The following is a 17,406-nucleotide window of genomic DNA, read 5'->3' as shown; positions in this document are numbered from 1 at the left end:
GATTATCTAGTAGCCCGCGAGACAACGCATCAGGGGCAGCGAAGTATTTGTAGTGAAAACCTGTGTTTTGGGGCATTAAACGTCGTTTTCAGTACATTCAGGTCTGAAACAGGAAGGTGACCGGCCCGTCATTGACCAAATGCACCTGCATATCCGCGCCAAAACGCCCCGCCGCCACCGTGCCATGCAATTGTTGCGCTTGTAACAACAAGTGGTCAAAAAGCGCCTCTGCCAGCGCCGGAGGGGCCGCCGTGGAGAAGCCGGGGCGCAGGCCACTTTTGGTATCCGCCGCCAGGGTGAACTGTGAAACCAGCAGCAACCCGCCGCCGATGTCCTTCAACGACAGGTTCATCTTGCCCTCGTCGTCGCTGAACACCCTGTAGTTAAGCAGTTTATGCAGGAGCTTGTCGGCACTTGCCTGGGTATCTGAAGGCTCGACGGCCACGAGCACCAGCAAACCCTGGCCTATTGCGCCGACTACTTCCCCCGCCACTTCGACACGGGCGCCTCGCACCCGCTGCAAAAGCCCCTTCATGCTTCTTCTGGAGGTAAATCAAGCAGGCGTCGTGCCATTTGGCTCGCCGCACGCACCAACGCGTCAGTAATGCCTGGCTCGGAAGCGGCATGGCCGGCATCACGGATCACCTGCAGTTCGCTGTTGGGCCAAGCCTGATGCAACGCCCACGCGTTATCCAGCGGGCAAATCACATCGTAGCGGCCGTGGACGATGACGCCAGGCAGGTGGGCGATCTTGTGCATGTCGCGAATCAGTTGGTTGGGCTCAAGGAAGGCATTGTTGGTGAAGTAGTGGCATTCAATACGGGCAATGGACAGCGCGCGCTGCGGCTCGCTGAAACGATCAACCACCAACGGATTTGGACGCAGGGTGGCAGTACGGCCTTCCCAGGTCGACCAGGCCTTGGCGGCGTGCATCTGGGCAATCTGGTCGCTGCCGATCAGGCGCTTGTGGAAGGCGCTAAGCAGGTCGTGACGCTCGTCCTGTGGGATCGGCGCGATGTAGTCCTGCCAGTAATCGGGGAACAGGCGGCTGGCACCGGCCTGATAGAACCATTCGATTTCCTGGGGACGGGCGAGGAAGATGCCCCGCACGATCAAACCGTGGACACGCTCAGGGTGGGTTTGCGCATAGGCCAGGGCCAGGGTCGAACCCCAGGAACCGCCGAACAGCACCCATTTGTCGATGCCCAGGTGTTGGCGAATCCGCTCAAGGTCGGCCACCAGATCCCAGGTAGTGTTGTTTTCCAGGTTGGCGTGAGGCGTGGAGCGACCGCAGCCGCGCTGATCGAAAGTAATGATCCGATACATGTTCGGGTCAAAATAACACCGGCTCTGGGCATCGCACCCGGCGCCAGGGCCTCCATGGATGAACACAACGGGCAGGCCTTGCGGGGAACCGCTTTCGTCGACGTACAACACATGGGGTTCATCGACGGCCAGATCGTGCCGGGCGTAGGGTTTGATCTGCGGGTACAAAGTCTGCATTGCGCGCTCCGTAAGGGGTCGAGTTCATCCCTGGTGGGACATCTATTATTTTGCCGTCTGGCATCATAAACCCGAATGGTGCAATGAGCATGTCCTTGACGAATCAGACCTCGGTCAACAGAACCTCACGCAGGTAGCTGAGCAGGTATTCGTACAGGCTATCCACCTCAGCCACCTGGCCCCGCGCCCGCAAACAACCGTGAATCAGGCCTTTACCCGGGTACAGCGTGGCAGCCACCCCAGGCGTTTGCAGGCGCTCAGCGTAAAGCATGCCGTCATCGCGTAATGGGTCGAACTGCGCCACGGCAATCAGCAACCTCAAGAGCTGTGTAAATACCTATGGCTGCCGCAAGTCACCGATAATGCTTCTGCCCCCACGCCAGGAACCCTTCCAGCAATTCCTTCAACACCACCCGTGTCGGCTCAGCCACGTCCGCCCGATACCGGAACGGCTCAAACTCTTCCATATATGTGCACTGCCCCAACTCCAGCTGCACCGCATGGATATTGTCTGCCGGGTTGCCGTAATAGCGGGTGATATGCCCGCCCTTGAAGCGACCATTAAGCACATGGCTGTACTGTGAATGACCGGCGCATATGGCTTCCAGTTGGCTCGCCAGTTCAGGATCGCAGGCGGCACCGTTGAAGGTGCCGAGGTTGAAGTCGGGCAGTTTGCCGTCGAACAGGTGCGGGATCACTGAGCGGATCGAGTGGGCATCAAACAGCAGCGCGTAGCCGAACTCGGCCTTGAGGCGGGCCAACTCTTCTTGCAGGGTGCGGTGATACGGCGTCCAGATCTGTTCCAGATAGGTCGCGCGCTCGGCCTTTGAGGGCTCCAGGCCTTCGCGGAACAACGGCACGCCGTCGAACAGCGTCGCCGGGTACAGGCCGGTGGTGGCGCCGACGTACAGCGGCTTGTCGTCGGACGGCCGGTTGAGGTCGATGACAAAGCGCGAATACTCGGCGGCCAGGGTGCTGGCGCCCAGCTCTTTGGCGAAGTCATAAAGCGTGGGGATATGCCAGTCGGTGTCCGGCAGGCTTTGCGCCTCGGGGATCAACCCGGCCTCGACCACAGGGGTCAGGCGCAAACCAGCGTGGGGCATGCTGATCAGCAGCGGTGTGCTGCCTTGTTTGAAGCTCAAAACCTTATCCACAACGGTGCTCCTTAAACAGTGACGTCGACGCCGTGGCGCACGACGCGTTTATCCAACTCGCCGCCCAGCCAGTAAGCCAGGTCGGCGGGGCGATCGATCTGCCAGGCGACAAAGTCCGCCACCTTGCCCACTTCCAGCGAACCATGGGTATCACCCATGCCCAAAGCGGTAGCCGCATGTTGGGTCGCGCCAGCCAGCGCTTCCTCGGGGGTCATTCGAAACAGGGTGCAAGCCATGTTCAACATCAGCCGCACCGACAACGCTGGCGAGGTGCCTGGGTTTAGATCGCTGGCGATGGCGATCTTCACCCCGTGTTTGCGCAGGGCGTCCATGGGCGGCAGTTGGGTTTCGCGCAGGAAGTAGAACGCTCCCGGCAGCAACACCGCGACGGTGCCCGAGGTGGCCATGGCGATGGCATCATCTTCGGTCATGAACTCCAGATGGTCCGCCGACAAAGCCTGATAACGCGCCGCCAGGCTGGAGCCGTGCAGGGACGACAGTTGCTCGGCGTGCAGTTTCACCGGCAAGCCAAGTTGCTGCGCGGCGATAAACACCCGTTCCACTTGTTCCGGGGAGAACGCCAGGTATTCGCAGAAGGCGTCCACCGCGTCCACCAGCCCTTCGGCCGCCAGGGCCGGGAGCATTTCACTGCAGATGTGCTCGATGTAGGCGTCGGCACGATCGACGTATTCCGGCGGCAAGGCGTGGGCCGCCAGGCAGGTGCTGCGCACGCTAACGGGAAGCTCGGCGCCCAGGCGACGGATCACCCGCAGGATCTTGCGTTCGCTGGCCAAATCCAGGCCGTAGCCGGACTTGATCTCCACCGTGGTCACGCCGTCACGCAGCAAACTGCGCAGACGCTTATGGGCGCTGGCGAACAGCTCATCTTCCGTGGCGGCACGGGTGGCGCGCACGGTGCTGGCGATACCGCCACCGGCAGCTGCGATCTCGGCGTAACTCACGCCTTGCAGCCGCTGCTCGAACTCACCGCTGCGATTGCCACCAAACACCGTGTGGGTGTGGCAGTCGATCAACCCGGGCGTGACCCATGCGCCTTGCAGGTCATAAGTCTTCGCATAGTCAGCACCCGGCAGTTCGCCGCGAGGGCCGATCCACTCGATGAGCGTGCCTGATGTCACGATGGCGGCGTCCTCGATAATCGAGTATTTGCCCTGGGCCATGGTTGCGACGTGGCAGTGTTGCCAAAGCGTTTTCATTCAACACCTGCGTTGGTTATCGATGAGACAAGGCTGAGTCGTAATGGACCTTGGCTGCTTGCCCGGCGGCGGGTTTTACCCACAGCAGATAGGCAACGACCAGCAAGGCGATCCATACGACACCGACCATAAGGGCTGCCTGGGTGTCCGGGAAATACCCCAGCACGCCGAAAATAAACAGCATGAACACGATGGCCGCTGCCGGCGCGTAGGGCCAGAACGGCACCGGGAATTTCAGTTCGGCGATCTGCTCTTTGGTCATGGCGCGACGCATCGCCACTTGTGTGATGAGGATCATCAGCCAGACCCAGACCGTGGCGAAGGTGGCAATGGAGGCGATCACCAGGAATACGTTTTCCGGGATCAGGTAGTTCAACACCACGCCGCCCAGCAGCGCAGCGCCCATCACCACCACGGTCATCCACGGCACGCCCTGGCGGGACAGTTGCGCAAAGCCTTTGGGTGCCTGCCCTTGCTGGGCCAGGCCGTACATCATGCGGCCGGCGCCGAAGATGTCGCTATTGATGGCCGAAACGGCTGCCGAGATCACCACGATATTAAGGATGGTCGCCGCCGAGCCGATGCCCAGGTTGCTGAAGATCTGCACGAACGGGCTGCCTTGGCTGCCGATCTGCGGCCATGGGTAGATCGCCATCAGCACAAACAGGGTCAGCACGTAGAACAGCAGGATACGCAGCGGTACGGCGTTGATCGCCTTGGGAATGACCCGCTGCGGGTCCTTGGCTTCGCCGGCAGTGATGCCGATGATTTCGATGCCGCCAAAGGCGAACATCACCACCGCAAAGGAAGCGATCAAACCGCCGACGCCGTTGGGCATGAAGCCACCGTGGGCCCACAAGTTGCTCAGGCCGGTAGCCGGTGCGTCACCCGCTGAGTGAATGCCGAACAGCATGATGCCGAAACCGCCGAGGATCATTGCGACAATGGCGCCGACTTTGAGCAACGACAGCCAGAACTCCATTTCACCAAAGACTTTGACGCTGCACAGGTTCAGGCCGCCGATCAGGAACACGATGCCCAGCACCCAGATCCAGCGCGCCACTTCGGGAAACCAGAAGCCCATATAGATGCCAAAGGCGGTGACGTCGGCCAGGCAGACGATGATCATCTCGAAGGCGTAGGTCCAGCCGAGAACAAAACCGGCCATGGGGCCCAGGTAGGTGCTGGCGTACTGACCGAAGGAGCCGGACACCGGGTTGTGCACAGCCATTTCGCCCAGGGCGCGCATGACCATGAACACCGCGGCGCCACCGATCAGGTAGGCCAGCAGCACGGCGGGGCCGGCCATCTGGATGGCTGAGGCAGAACCGTAAAACAGCCCGGTGCCGATCGCCGACCCCAGTGCCATGAAGCGAATATGGCGGGCGGAGAGCCCGCGTTTCAAACCCGTTTCTTGCTGGTGCATTTCTCGTCCCTAATTGTTCTTGTTTTCTGTAGGAGCGAGCTTGCTCGCGAAGAACCCAAGGACACCGCGTTTCTTCTGGCTCCCCGCGTCATCGTTAACGTCCATCGCGAGCAAGCTCGCTCCTACAGGGGGTATTGCGGGTTACAGGCTCGGCAACAGCTTCGCCGGTACCAACTCATTCAGGCAGCGCGTGGCCAGCAACTCTGTGGCGGCGTTGATGTCCGGTGCAAAGAAGCGGTCCTTCTCATAGAACGGTACTTTGCCGCGCAGGATGCCACGGGCTTTTTCCAGCTTCGGCGAGGTTTTCAGGCCGTCGCGCAGATCCAGCCCCTGGCAGGCCGCCAGCCATTCCACAGCGAGAATGCCGCGCACGTTCTCGGCCATTTCCCACAGGCGCTTGCCCGCAGCCGGGGCCATGGAGACGTGGTCTTCCTGGTTGGCGGACGTCGGCAAGCTGTCGACGCTATGAGGATGGGCCAGCGCCTTGTTCTCACTGGCCAGGGCCGCTGCAGTTACTTGGGCGATCATAAAGCCGGAGTTAACACCACCGTTGGCCACCAAAAACGGCGGCAGTTGCGACATGTGCTTGTCCATCATCAACGAGATGCGGCGCTCGCTCAGGGAGCCGATTTCAGCGATGGCCAAAGCCATGTTGTCAGCGGCCATGGCCACCGGCTCGGCGTGGAAGTTGCCGCCGGAAATCACGTCGCCTTCAGCGGCGAACACCAACGGGTTATCGGACACGGCGTTGGCTTCGACCACCAACACCTCTGCCGCCTGGCGGAGTTGGGTCAGGCAGGCGCCCATGACTTGCGGCTGGCACCGCAGGGAGTACGGGTCCTGGACCTTGTCGCAGTTCTGGTGGGATTGCGAGACTTCGCTGCTCTCCCCCAACAGATCACGATAGGCGGCAGCCGAATCGATCTGGCCGCGCTGACCGCGAGCGGCATGAATGCGCGCGTCAAACGGAGAGCGCGAGCCCAGCACCGCTTCCACCGTCAGACCGCCACAGGCCAGGGCACCGGCGAACAGGTCTTCGCCCTCAAACAGGCCGCGCAAGGCATAAGCAGTGGAAACCTGGGTACCGTTAAGCAGCGCCAAGCCTTCTTTCGCAGCCAGGGTCAGCGGGGTCAGACCAGCGACTTTCAGCGCTTGCGTCGCCTCCAGCCATTCGCCTTTGTAACGAGCCTTGCCTTCGCCAAGCAGTACCAGGGACATGTGCGCCAATGGCGCCAAGTCACCGGAGGCACCCACCGAGCCTTTCAGTGGAATGTGCGGGTAAACCTCGGCATTGATCAGGGCGATCAACGCGTCGATCACCTGCCGGCGAATCCCGGAGAAACCCCGGCTCAGGCTGTTGACCTTGAGCACCATGACTAACCGCACCAACGCATCACTGATGGGCTTACCCACGCCGGCGGCGTGGGACAGCACCAGTGAGCGCTGGAGGTTTTCCAGGTCTTCACTGGCGATACGGGTGGAGGCCAGCAGGCCAAAACCGGTGTTGATGCCATAAGCGGTGCGGTTCTCGGCAAGAATCTGCTCCACACAGGCGACGCTGGCTTCGATCTGGGCCGAGGCGCTGTCATCCAGGGTGAGGGTTACCGGCTGCTGGTAGATGTCACGCAGTTGGGCAAGGCTCAGTTGGCCTGGAATCAGGTTTAGCGCAGTCACATTCATGCTCCTTTTGAGAGTGTTGTTAACTACCAGTCGCTCCGGATGCTTCCGTTATCCGCCGTTGTCCTCTTTTAGATGACTGACGGCTTGGCACGCTGGTTATTGTTGGGATTTTTTATTACAAATCTGCTCAGTGCAAATTCGGTAGTGCGTTGTGCAGCAAGTCGGCGTTCTTGAGCAGCGTTGCGGCCGCCGTGATGTCCGGCGCCAGCCAGCGGTCCTGGTCGTAGGCCGGGACCTGTTCGCGCAGCAGGCGCCAGGCGGTGTGGGTGCCTGCGCCGAAGCGTTGCTCCTGGAGAAATTCGAAAGCCTGGGCCGCCAGCAGGTACTCGATGGCGAGGATCTGGGTGACGTTTTCCAGCACTTGGTGCAACTTCAGCGCGGCGTTGGTGCCCATGCTCAGGTGATCTTCCTGCAAGCCGGAGGTGACGAAGTTGTCGAGCACCGCCGGTTGCGCCAGTTGGCGGTTTTGCCCGCAGAGGGACGCGGCGACGTACTGCACGATCATCATCCCCGAATTGACGCCGGGGTTGCTCACCAGGAACGCCGGCAGCCCGCTGACGTGGGGGTTGATCAGGCGATCAAGGCGACGCTCGGCGATGGAGCCGATCTCTGCCAGGGCGATGGCCAGCATGTCCGCTGCCAGTGCCACCGATTGACCATGGGGATTGGCCTGGGACACCACGCGGTAGTTGTCCGAAGTGCCGAGCAGCAATGGGTTGTCGGTGGCGCCGTTGAGTTCGGTTTCGATCTGCCGTGTGGCGTGTTCCAGTTGATCGCGCGCCGCACCGTGGACCTGGGGAATCGAGCGAATGCTCAAGGCATCCTGGGTGCGAATGCCTTTGCTTGCAGCGATCACTTCACTGCCGTCCAGCAGTGCCCGCAGGTTGCTGCCCACTTGCTGCATGCCCGGATGCGGCTTGAGGGCGATGATTTCTTCGTCGAACGCGTCGATCTGACCGCGCTGCGCCTCGAAGCTCATGGCGCCAATCACGTCGGCCCATTGCAGCAGGCGATGGGCATCGGCCAGGGCCAGGCAGCTCAGGCCGCTCATGCACGGCGTGCCGTTGACCAGGCACAACCCGTCCTTGGCACCCAGCACCACCGGCGGCAAACCTTCGGCGGCCAGGGCCTCGTGCGCCGAGACGATCTGGCCCCGGTAGCTGACGTTGCCGATCCCGAGCAAGGCGATGCTGATATGGGCCATGTGGGTGAGGTAACCCACCGAACCCTGGGACGGCACTTGCGGGGTGATACCGTGGTTGAGCAGGGCCAGCAGCGAATGCACCACCTGCGGATGTAGGCCAGACTTGCCCTGGCTGTAGTTGATAATGGCGGCGCAGATGATCGCGCGGGTTTGCTCGTTGCTCAGCGGCGCACCGACGCCACAGGCGTGGCTGAGCAAGGTGTTGCGCGACAGTTGGCTCAGTTGCTCGCCTTTGAGGGAAACATTGCACAAGGCGCCCAGGCCGGTATTGACGCCATAGGCCCGTTCGCCACTGCTGACGATGCGCTGGACGATGGCCTGGGCATTATCGATCCGCGCCCAGGCCTGGCCCGACAGTTCGAGGACAGCACCGTGGCGGGCCACGGCGACCACGTCCTGCCAGCGCAATGGGGTGTCGGCGATGATGACTTTTTCAACCTGGGACATCGTTGACCTCTTCATACAAATCTTGAATTTATGACTAACCCTGGTTCACCACACATTCCGGATCAAACCACCGCCGCCCGCCGTTTAACAAACCGATCCACATACTCATCCGCCGGCGAATGCAGGATCTCCCTGGGCGTGCCGACCTGGATCAGCTTGCCGTCCTTGAGGATCGCAATGCGGTTGCCGATGCGTACGGCCTCGTCAAGGTCGTGGGTGATGAAAACGATGGTCTTGTGCAGGGTCTTTTGCAGTTCCAGCAACTGGTCCTGCATCTCGGCGCGGATCAGCGGGTCGAGGGCGCTGAAGGCTTCGTCCATCAGGATGATGTCGGTGTCGGCCGCCAGTGCGCGGGCCAGGCCCACCCGTTGGCGCATGCCGCCGGATAGCTGGTGCGGATACTTGTTCTCGTAGCCCTTGAGGCCCACGATTTCGATCCAGTGCAGCGCCCGTTCGGCACACACTTGCTTGGTCTCGCCGCGCACTTTCAAACCGTAGGCGACGTTGTCCAGCACGCTCTTGTGGGGCAGCAGGCCGAAGCTCTGGAACACCATGCTGATCTTGTGCCGACGAAATTGGCGCAGGGCTTCCATGTCCAGTTGCAGGATGTCTTCGCCGTCCACCAGGATCGCGCCACTGGTAGGGTCGATCAAGCGGTTGAAGTGGCGTACCAGGGTCGACTTGCCGGAGCCCGATAGGCCCATGATCACGAAGATCTCGCCAGTGTTGATGCTCAGCGACAGGTCGTTCACACCCACCACGCAACCGGTCTCGGCCAATACCTGGTCCTTGGTCTTGCCCTGGCCGATAAGAGCCAGCGCTTCCTTGTAACGGGAACCGAAGATCTTGAATACGTTTTTGACTTCAATCTTGCTGACGGTAGTCATTTGCTCGCCTCATGCCGTGGACGACCATAGGCCTGGGTGATGCGGTCGATGACCACTGCGAGAATCACGATCGCCAGACCGGCTTCAAGGCCGCGCCCAACGTTGAGGGTCTGGATGCCCACCAGCACGTCTTCACCCAAGCCACGAGCGCCGATCATCGAGGCGATCACCACCATCGACAAGGCCATCATGGTGGTCTGGTTGATCCCGGCCATGATGCTCGGCAGGGCCAGGGGCAATTGCACGCCAAACAGTTGCTGCCAGCGGTTTGCACCAAAGGCGTTGATGGCTTCCATGACTTCGCCATCGACCTGGCGAATGCCCAGGTCGGTCAGGCGAATCAGCGGCGGTGCGGCGTAAATCACCGTGGCGAAAATCGCCGGGACCTTGCCCAGGCCGAACAGCATCAGCACCGGAATCAGGTACACGAAGCTGGGCATGGTTTGCATGATGTCCAGCAGCGGCATCAACACCGAACGCAGGCGATTGCTGCGGGCCGAGAGAATCCCCAGAGGGATGCCGATCAACACCGAGATCACCGTGGCCACCATCATCAGCGCCAGGGTTTGCATCAGTTTGTCCCACAGCCCGACCGCGCCCACCAAAAACAGCAGGCCGACGATCACCGCAGTCATTACCACCTTGCGGGTGGCGTGCCAGGCAATGCCGCCGACAATCGCCAGCATCAACCACCAGGGCGCCGCGCGCAGCAACCCTTCCAGGTTGACGATGGCCCATAACAAGGTGTCGGAGATCTGCCGGAACACATCACCGTAGTTGGTCACCAGCGAATCAACCCAACCGTTGACCCAGTCAGCGATGGAAAACGTAAAACTCTCAGGAAACATAGCGTGCTCTCGATCCAGTGGGTTGTGGCCGGCCGCCCGATTGCCTGTTGGGGCAACCGGGAACGCTCAACCTACAAGGCCGCGTCGATTTTCTTGGCTGCGTCGTCGCTCACCCATGCGTGCCAGATTTCAGGGTGTTCCTTGAGGAAAATTTTCGCCAGTTTTGGCGATTCGATTCGCTCTTTAGTCATACGAGCCAGGTTCTGGTTGAGCAGGTCGATCGGCAGATTGACCTTCTCCAGTACCGCTACCAATTCCGGCGCTTGCTCGTGGAACACCTTGGACAGGCCTACCTTGATGGTCACGCTTTTATCCACACCGGGTTTTTCTTCCAGCTTCACCAGATCCACCTGACCCATGAGCGGGGTAGGCGACCAGTAGTAGAACAGGATCGGCTCGCCACGCTTGTAGCTGGACAAAACCGCCGCATCCAGCGCCGGGCCTGTGCCTGGGCGGAAGTTGGTGTAGGTGCTTTCCAGCCCGTAGCTTTTGAGCATTTCGCTGTTATCCAGCTCGCAGGTCCAGCCGGCCGGACAGTTGTAGAAGCGGCCCTTGGCCGGCTCTTCCTGGTCCTTGAACACGGCGGAATACTTGGCCAGGTCGGCGATGGTTTTCAGGTCTGGCGCCTTGGCTTCGAGCTTGCGTTTGGCGTCGCCTTCGATCACATAACGCGGCACGTACCAGCCTTCAATGGCGCCCACTACCGGAGCGCCGACGCCGACGACTTTGCCGGCCTTCTCGGCCTTGTTCCAGACTTCGCTGCGGCCTACCCACTCCTCAGCGAAGACCTGGATGTCATTGCTGCCGAGGGCGTTTTCCATGGTGATGGAGTTGCCCGGCAGGCTATCGGTTTTGCAGTCGTAGCCTTTCTCCAGGACGATTTGCAGGACATCGGTCAGCAACATGCCGCTTTCCCAGTTCAGGCCGGCGAATTTCACCGGCTTGCCTGACTCGCACCAGCCTGCTGCCTGAGTAGCACCAGCGCTGGCCAGCAAGCCTGTGGCGAACAACGTGGCCAGCAGGGTCTTATTCATTTTCATTGTGTGACGCTCCCAATCATGAAATGGATTACGGCAGTCAAAAGGCATCCTGCCTTGTCCACGTCCCATCAGGCTTGTGCCAGCAGCCCGCTTGTTGTTGGTGCAGCGCCCTGCTCTACCGGCAGGATCAAGCGTTCAGAAAACGGGCTGTGCCACTTTGGTTACTTGATCATCGGCAGGTTCAGGCCCTGCTCCTTGGCGCAATCAATAGCGATCTGGTAACCAGCGTCGGCGTGACGCATCACCCCGGTGGCCGGGTCGTTGTGCAGCACGCGGGCAATACGCTCAGCCGCTTCATCGGTACCGTCGCAAACAATCACCATCCCCGAGTGCTGGGAGAAGCCCATGCCGACGCCGCCGCCGTGGTGCAGCGAGACCCAGGTCGCACCGCTGGCGGTGTTGAGCAAGGCGTTGAGCAGTGGCCAGTCGGACACGGCGTCGGAACCGTCCTGCATGGATTCGGTTTCACGGTTCGGGCTTGCGACCGAGCCAGAGTCCAGGTGGTCGCGACCGATTACGACAGGCGCCGACAGCTCACCGCTGCGCACCATTTCGTTGAATGCCAGACCCAACTTGGCACGCTGGCCCAGGCCAACCCAGCAGATACGCGCCGGCAGCCCCTGGAACGCAATGCGCTCGCGGGCCATGTCCAACCAGTTGTGCAGGTGGGCGTCGTCAGGGATCAGCTCTTTTACTTTGGCATCGGTTTTGTAGATATCTTGCGGATCACCCGACAGTGCAGCCCAACGGAACGGGCCGATACCACGGCAGAACAGCGGACGGATGTAAGCCGGTACAAAACCCGGGAAGTCGAAAGCGTTTTCCACGCCTTCTTCTTGCGCCATCTGACGGATGTTGTTGCCGTAGTCGAAAGTCGGTACGCCCATTTTCTGGAAATCCAACATCGCTTTAACGTGCACGGCCATCGATTGCTTGGCGGCTTTGATCACAGCAGCAGGTTCGGTCTTGGCGCGAGCGCGGTATTCGTCCCAGGTCCAGCCAGCCGGCAGGTAACCGTTGAGCGGATCGTGGGCGCTGGTCTGGTCGGTAACCATGTCTGGACGCACGCCACGCTTGACCAACTCCGGCAGAATTTCAGCCGCGTTGCCGAGCAAAGCGATGGAAATTGCCTTGCCTTCCTTGGTGTATTTGGCGATACGGGCCAGAGCGTCGTCGAGGTCAGTGGCTTGCTCGTCGACATAGCGGCTGTTCAAACGAAAATCGATGCTGACCTGCTGGCATTCAATGTTCAGCGAACAAGCGCCGGCCAGGGTTGCGGCCAAAGGCTGAGCGCCGCCCATGCCACCAAGGCCTGCGGTCAGAACCCAACGACCCTTGAGGTCATTGTTATAATGCTGGCGACCGGCTTCGACGAAGGTTTCGTAAGTGCCCTGGACGATGCCCTGGCTGCCGATGTAGATCCAGCTGCCCGCGGTCATCTGGCCGTACATGGCCAGGCCCTTGGCATCCAGTTCGTTGAAGTGTTCCCAACTGGCCCAGTGCGGCACCAGGTTGGAGTTGGCGATCAGTACGCGTGGGGCGTTGCTGTGGGTCTTGAATACGCCAACCGGTTTGCCGGATTGCACCAGCAGGGTTTCGTCGTCATTGAGGTTGGTCAGGCTTTCGACGATCTGGTCGTAGCATTCCCAGTTGCGCGCCGCACGGCCGATGCCGCCGTATACCACCAGCTCTTTCGGGTTTTCGGCCACTTGCGGGTCGAGGTTATTCATCAGCATGCGCAGCGGCGCTTCGGTCAGCCAGCTTTTGGCGGTGAGCGTGTTACCGCGAGCAGCGCGGATTTCGACGTCACGGTACTTTGTAGGCTTAGCCTCGGAAAAATCAGTCACGAAAAACTCCTCAACGATCAATGCGCGAACATGATTGGTGCGAAGAGGATGCTCATGGACTCTTACGCACACATCTTTACTTGTACATACAAGCATATGCAATCAAGCGGCCAACTTGGATGGGGAGGGTTGTAGATTTTTTCGGACAGCGGTGAAAGCCTTTGAAAACAAGGCTTCGCGGCTTGATGAATTTTCTTTCAGAGGGCTTTTACGGCGAGGGAGGCTTGTCACTCAGGCAGGCTTTTGCGCCATGCTGGGGCATTCGGTAACAAGTTGGTGCGGAGCCTGGAAACAGATCGAGAGACCAACAGAAACCAAATGTGGGAGCGGGCTTGCTCGCTCCCACATTTTTAACCGCGTGCAGTCAGTTCGATGACGCAGCAGCGGCCGGCGACGCTGACGTCCAACAGGCCAGCGTTACCGTCCAATTGCAGGCAATCGTGACGGCCCAACACTTCACCAAGCACCGCCACTTCATCCGCCACACTGAACACCAGCACGGTCTGCGCCTCACTAAAGAAGCGCTGCGCCCCATCCATCCACTGCAACCGCGCCTGATAGCGCTGCGGTGAATAGATCAGGTTGAAATCGCGGATCGGCCCGCCCACCAACTTGCAGGACACCTGGCTTTCACCCTTGAACGGGAACGGATCAAGCGGTAACAACCCACGCGTATCCTGGCCATCCACCGTCAGCACCATGCCCGCTCCTTGCAGCACCGTAATGATCCGCTGATACCCGGAAAAGGTGGAGAACCCGCCCGACTCACCGATATCGGCAATCGACAGGCGCCAGCCAAAACCGTCCAGACCCTCACCCGCATCACGGGTGATCTCTTCGGTGCTACCGCCGCCGTTCTTCCACGGCATGCGTACGTAATCAGTGGCGCGCCAGACTTTCATCGAACTCATTTACTGAAACGTCCTTCCAGGCGGTGACGGGAGCCGGGGTGGATCAAACGGGCGGCGGTCACCGGCTGGCGGCCGGACCAGGTGCGACGGCGGATCAGCAGGCACGGCTCGCCAGCTTCGATCTGCAGCAGCTTGCATTCCTGGGCGTCAGCGAGGATCGCTTCGACCACGTGCTCGCCTTCGGTCAGCGGCGCCACCTGGTTGAGGTACGCGTAAGGGGTTTGCAAGGTGAAATCCTGGGCCAGGTAGTCCGGCGCCACCTGGGCGTTGACGAAACGATCTTCGATTTGCACCGGAATATCGTTTTCGTAATGCACGATCAGCGAGTGGAAGACCTTCTGCCCTTCGCGCATGTCCAGGGCCACGGCGCGTTCGGAACCGGCGGCCTCTTCGCCCAAGGTGATGACCTTGCAGGTGTGGCGGTGGCCGCGGGAGGCGATTTCATCGGCAATGTTGTGCACTTCAAACAACGCCGACTGGCTCTTGGGCTCGGCGACAAAGGTGCCGACGCCCTGCATGCGCACCAGCAGGCCTTCGACGGTCATTTCCCGCAGGGCACGGTTGATGGTCATGCGGCTGAAACCCAATTGGCTCACCAGTTCGCTTTCAGACGGAACGCGGTAGTGCGGCGGCCAGTTTCCGCTGAGGATCTGTTGGCTGATCATCTGCTTGACGCGGGCATACAAGGGCGCCGGACTTTCGTCCATGTGGGCAGCCAGCGGAGACTTGGCGGGCGGAGTCGGCACAGGAAATCCTTGCAGGTGAAAAAAGAAGCCTAGCTTGCCGGAGTTTACCGAGCAGGCAAACGTCTGTATATGTATATACAAATAACACACGATGGGGTGCTTGAACCATGTCCGCTTTCTTTGCCGAACGCGCGCTGCTGCCTAATGGATGGGCCAATGATGTACGTCTTGAAGTCAGCGCCGATGGCCTGCTGACAAAAGTTGAGGCCAACGCCAGCGCGGACGGCGCCGAGCGGCTCAGAGGCCCGCTGTTGCCGGGCATGCCGAACCTGCATTCCCATGCGTTCCAGCGGGCCATGGCCGGGCTGGCAGAAGTGGCCGGCAACCCCAATGACAGCTTCTGGACCTGGCGCGACCTGATGTATCGGATGGTCGGCAAGATCAGCCCCGATCAGTTGCAGATCATCGCCCGCCAGTTGTATATCGAGATGCTCAAGGCCGGTTACACCTCGGTGGCCGAATTTCATTACGTCCACCACGATGTCGACGGCCGGCCCTACGCCGACCCGGCTGAACTGGCGCTGCAGATCAGCCAGGCGGCGGCAAGCGCGGGCATCGGCCTGACCTTGCTGCCGGTGCTGTACAGCCATTCCGGTTTTGGCGGCCAGGCGCCCAATGAAGGCCAGCGTCGTTTTATCAACAGCACCGAGAATTACCTGCAGCTGCAAGCGCGCCTGCAATCGCAGCTGGCGGCACAACCGGCGCAGCACCTGGGCCTGTGCTTCCACTCGTTGCGTGCGGTAACGCCACAACAAATCAGCGACGTATTGGCCGCCAGCAACAAGGCGTGCCCGGTGCATATCCACATCGCCGAACAGCAGAAGGAAGTCGACGACTGCCTGAGCTGGAGCGGGCGCCGCCCTCTGCAATGGCTGTATGAAAACACCGAAGTTGATCAACGCTGGTGCCTGGTACACGCGACCCACGCCAATCCGGAAGAAGTGACATTGATGGCTCGGAGCCGGGCAATTGCCGGCTTGTGCCTGACTACCGAAGCCAACCTGGGCGACGGGGTTTTCCCGGCGGTGGACTTCCTCGCTCAGGGTGGGCGCATGGGCATTGGCTCCGACAGCCATGTCTCGCTGAGCGTAGTGGAAGAATTGCGTTGGCTGGAATATGGCCAGCGCCTTCGGGATCAGCGGCGTAACCGGCTGTACCGCAGTGATCAACCGATGGTCGGCCGCACGCTTTACGACGCCGCGCTGGACGGCGGCGCCGAGGCACTGGGGCAGCCGATTGGCAAACTGCAAGTCGGCAAACGTGCCGATTGGCTGGTGCTGGACGGTAACGACCCGTACCTGGCGACAGCTCATGAAGACGCGATTCTCAATCGCTGGTTGTTTGCCGGCGGTGATCGACAGGTGCGGGATGTACTGGTCAACGGCCAGTGGGTGATTCGCGACGGGCGTCATGCTGGCGAAGAAGACAGCAGCCGGGCGTTTACCCAGGTCTTGCGGGATTTACTGGGCTGAAAAAAACGCCGCCTGAATCAGGCGGCGTTTTTTTATTTACTGCGAAGTCTTCGCCATCTGCTTGTCCGATGTGCGCCAGATCAAGCGGGTGGTGTCGTAACCCTGTTGCCGTGCCCTGCTCAGCAGGTCTTCACGGGTTTCGGCGCTGACCGTCGGTGTGCGTGACAGCAGCCACATGTAGCGCCGGCTCGGGCTACCGACGATGGCAGTCTTGTAGTCATCGCTGATGTACAACACCCAGTAATCACCCTTGGCGATGCCCGGTAGCAGTGCGGTAAACCAGTTATTGAATTCGACCCAAAGCTTGTCAGTCTTGCCCTCGACCTGCGGCGTGGCTGTGCCCTTGGCTTCTTCCCACTTCCAGTCTTCGGTCAGGCAACGGTTATATACCGCCAGGTTGCCGTCGGGCAGCAGGGAGTAGCGGGCTTCAGACTGCGCACAGTTGCGCTGGAAATACATCGGCAATCGAGCCAGCTCATACCAGGTGCCCTGGTAACGCTTGAGGTTGACGCTGCCAACGGTCTTGGGTTGCAGATCATCGCCAGAATGGCTGGCGCAGCCCGCCAAAAACAGGCTGGCGCAGAGGTATAGAACAAAACGCATCATTGTTTTTCTCCCGCAGGCTTGCGCCCCGGTTTACTTCAGGCCTTGCCCGGAAAACATCAGAACTTTGTCACCGGCGTATTGCACGCTGATAAAGCTGTTTTTGTCGCCCCATGTGCAGCTGGACATGCCCAGCGCGCCGGAACAATCAGTCGGCTTACCCAGCAGCGATTCCACCTCGGCCTTGGGCATTCCTGCCGACAGCTTCGCGTAATTTTCCTGGGTGACCTTGCTGCAAGCGGCCAGCAGCACGCAAAAACACAACAGGGCGAGACGGCGTAACGACATGGAATAACTCCTGGAGAGACGAAGCAGCGTGGGTATCTGCCAGAAGCTTAGAAGGAAAAAGGGGTGTCTGGTTCCCGACAAGCGAAAACAAAAAAGCCCCGAAAACGCTGAAACGTTTCGGGGCTTTTTATTA

The 17,406-nt window shown here is 60.4% G+C and carries 16 protein-coding genes and 1 pseudogene; 1 reads left to right on the top strand and 16 read right to left on the bottom strand.

The genetic code is table 11. The annotated features are described in order from the left end of the window. Window positions 1–97: 97 nt before the first annotated feature. The 14 genes and pseudogenes from dtd to hutC all read right to left on the bottom strand — a co-directional run bounded on the left by dtd (window position 98) and on the right by hutC (window position 14,871). Entirely contained in the window at window positions 98–535 is a 438-nt protein-coding gene (gene dtd / locus ACZRJ6_RS18530; protein ID WP_463968999.1) for a D-aminoacyl-tRNA deacylase, read from the bottom strand. Next, entirely contained in the window at window positions 532–1,503 is a 972-nt protein-coding gene (gene pip / locus ACZRJ6_RS18525; RefSeq protein WP_463968998.1) for a prolyl aminopeptidase, read from the bottom strand. The genes dtd and pip overlap by 4 nt, the downstream gene beginning before the upstream one ends. Before the next feature lie 103 nt (window positions 1,504–1,606). Beyond that, a pseudogene (locus tag ACZRJ6_RS18520) lies at window positions 1,607–1,822 on the bottom strand (alpha/beta hydrolase fold domain-containing protein); the annotation flags it as partial. Between the two features lie 34 nt (window positions 1,823–1,856). After that, on the bottom strand, window positions 1,857–2,657 hold the full coding sequence (gene hutG, locus ACZRJ6_RS18515) for an N-formylglutamate deformylase (protein ID WP_463968997.1): 801 nt from the start codon (window positions 2,655–2,657) through the stop codon (window positions 1,857–1,859). A gap of 11 nt (window positions 2,658–2,668) precedes the next feature. Beyond that, on the bottom strand, window positions 2,669–3,874 hold the full coding sequence (gene hutI / locus ACZRJ6_RS18510; RefSeq protein ID WP_463968996.1) for an imidazolonepropionase: 1,206 nt from the start codon (window positions 3,872–3,874) through the stop codon (window positions 2,669–2,671). Between the two features lie 16 nt (window positions 3,875–3,890). After that, window positions 3,891–5,300, bottom strand: coding sequence for an amino acid permease (locus tag ACZRJ6_RS18505; RefSeq protein WP_463968995.1), 1,410 nt, complete (start codon window positions 5,298–5,300; stop codon window positions 3,891–3,893). 141 nt (window positions 5,301–5,441) lie between these two features. Next, complete coding sequence (gene hutH / locus ACZRJ6_RS18500) at window positions 5,442–6,980, bottom strand: histidine ammonia-lyase (protein WP_149411289.1); 1,539 nt, start codon at window positions 6,978–6,980, stop codon at window positions 5,442–5,444. Between the two features lie 127 nt (window positions 6,981–7,107). Next, a complete protein-coding gene (hutH, locus tag ACZRJ6_RS18495; protein WP_463968994.1) occupies window positions 7,108–8,631 on the bottom strand; it encodes a histidine ammonia-lyase in 1,524 nt (507 codons plus the stop codon). A 62-nt stretch (window positions 8,632–8,693) separates the two neighbouring features. Beyond that, on the bottom strand, window positions 8,694–9,518 hold the full coding sequence (locus ACZRJ6_RS18490; RefSeq protein ID WP_463968993.1) for a quaternary amine ABC transporter ATP-binding protein: 825 nt from the start codon (window positions 9,516–9,518) through the stop codon (window positions 8,694–8,696). Further along, complete coding sequence (locus ACZRJ6_RS18485) at window positions 9,515–10,366, bottom strand: ABC transporter permease (protein WP_350613967.1); 852 nt, start codon at window positions 10,364–10,366, stop codon at window positions 9,515–9,517. Before ACZRJ6_RS18485 ends, ACZRJ6_RS18490 begins: the two co-directional genes overlap by 4 nt. A gap of 71 nt (window positions 10,367–10,437) precedes the next feature. Further along, complete coding sequence (locus ACZRJ6_RS18480; protein ID WP_463968992.1) at window positions 10,438–11,406, bottom strand: ABC transporter substrate-binding protein; 969 nt, start codon at window positions 11,404–11,406, stop codon at window positions 10,438–10,440. A gap of 161 nt (window positions 11,407–11,567) precedes the next feature. Then, a complete protein-coding gene (gene hutU / locus ACZRJ6_RS18475; protein WP_149411294.1) occupies window positions 11,568–13,253 on the bottom strand; it encodes a urocanate hydratase in 1,686 nt (561 codons plus the stop codon). 350 nt (window positions 13,254–13,603) lie between these two features. Beyond that, entirely contained in the window at window positions 13,604–14,164 is a 561-nt protein-coding gene (locus ACZRJ6_RS18470) for a HutD/Ves family protein (RefSeq protein ID WP_463968991.1), read from the bottom strand. Then, window positions 14,161–14,871, bottom strand: coding sequence for a histidine utilization repressor (gene hutC / locus ACZRJ6_RS18465; protein WP_178114394.1), 711 nt, complete (start codon window positions 14,869–14,871; stop codon window positions 14,161–14,163). The genes ACZRJ6_RS18470 and hutC overlap by 4 nt, the downstream gene beginning before the upstream one ends. 146 nt (window positions 14,872–15,017) lie before the next feature. Here hutC and ACZRJ6_RS18460 point away from each other — a divergent pair, with 146 nt between their 5' ends. After that, window positions 15,018–16,382 (top strand): formimidoylglutamate deiminase, encoded by a 1,365-nt coding sequence (locus ACZRJ6_RS18460; protein ID WP_463968990.1) that lies wholly within the window; start codon window positions 15,018–15,020, stop codon window positions 16,380–16,382. 36 nt (window positions 16,383–16,418) lie between these two features. Here ACZRJ6_RS18460 and ACZRJ6_RS18455 read toward each other — a convergent pair whose 3' ends face one another. Next, window positions 16,419–16,988, bottom strand: coding sequence for a lipocalin family protein (locus ACZRJ6_RS18455; RefSeq protein ID WP_463968989.1), 570 nt, complete (start codon window positions 16,986–16,988; stop codon window positions 16,419–16,421). A gap of 30 nt (window positions 16,989–17,018) precedes the next feature. Further along, window positions 17,019–17,273, bottom strand: coding sequence for a hypothetical protein (locus ACZRJ6_RS18450; RefSeq protein WP_133101272.1), 255 nt, complete (start codon window positions 17,271–17,273; stop codon window positions 17,019–17,021). Window positions 17,274–17,406 lie beyond the last annotated feature (133 nt).

It is taken from the genome of Pseudomonas sp. C321, assembly GCF_055407105.1.
This window is presented reverse-complemented; position numbering and strand designations above follow the sequence as displayed.

Coding starts and splice junctions, on each gene's coding strand:
- hutC (WP_178114394.1), bottom strand. CDS start 14,871: ATGGACGAAAGTCCGGCGCCCTTGTATGCCCGCGTCAAGCAGATGATC.
- dtd (WP_463968999.1), bottom strand. CDS start 535: ATGAAGGGGCTTTTGCAGCGGGTGCGAGGCGCCCGTGTCGAAGTGGCG.
- hutI (WP_463968996.1), bottom strand. CDS start 3,874: ATGAAAACGCTTTGGCAACACTGCCACGTCGCAACCATGGCCCAGGGC.
- ACZRJ6_RS18490 (WP_463968993.1), bottom strand. CDS start 9,518: ATGACTACCGTCAGCAAGATTGAAGTCAAAAACGTATTCAAGATCTTC.
- pip (WP_463968998.1), bottom strand. CDS start 1,503: ATGCAGACTTTGTACCCGCAGATCAAACCCTACGCCCGGCACGATCTG.
- ACZRJ6_RS18505 (WP_463968995.1), bottom strand. CDS start 5,300: ATGCACCAGCAAGAAACGGGTTTGAAACGCGGGCTCTCCGCCCGCCAT.
- hutH (WP_463968994.1), bottom strand. CDS start 8,631: ATGTCCCAGGTTGAAAAAGTCATCATCGCCGACACCCCATTGCGCTGG.
- ACZRJ6_RS18455 (WP_463968989.1), bottom strand. CDS start 16,988: ATGATGCGTTTTGTTCTATACCTCTGCGCCAGCCTGTTTTTGGCGGGC.
- hutH (WP_149411289.1), bottom strand. CDS start 6,980: ATGAATGTGACTGCGCTAAACCTGATTCCAGGCCAACTGAGCCTTGCC.
- ACZRJ6_RS18450 (WP_133101272.1), bottom strand. CDS start 17,273: ATGTCGTTACGCCGTCTCGCCCTGTTGTGTTTTTGCGTGCTGCTGGCC.
- ACZRJ6_RS18460 (WP_463968990.1), top strand. CDS start 15,018: ATGTCCGCTTTCTTTGCCGAACGCGCGCTGCTGCCTAATGGATGGGCC.
- ACZRJ6_RS18485 (WP_350613967.1), bottom strand. CDS start 10,366: ATGTTTCCTGAGAGTTTTACGTTTTCCATCGCTGACTGGGTCAACGGT.
- ACZRJ6_RS18480 (WP_463968992.1), bottom strand. CDS start 11,406: ATGAAAATGAATAAGACCCTGCTGGCCACGTTGTTCGCCACAGGCTTG.
- ACZRJ6_RS18470 (WP_463968991.1), bottom strand. CDS start 14,164: ATGAGTTCGATGAAAGTCTGGCGCGCCACTGATTACGTACGCATGCCG.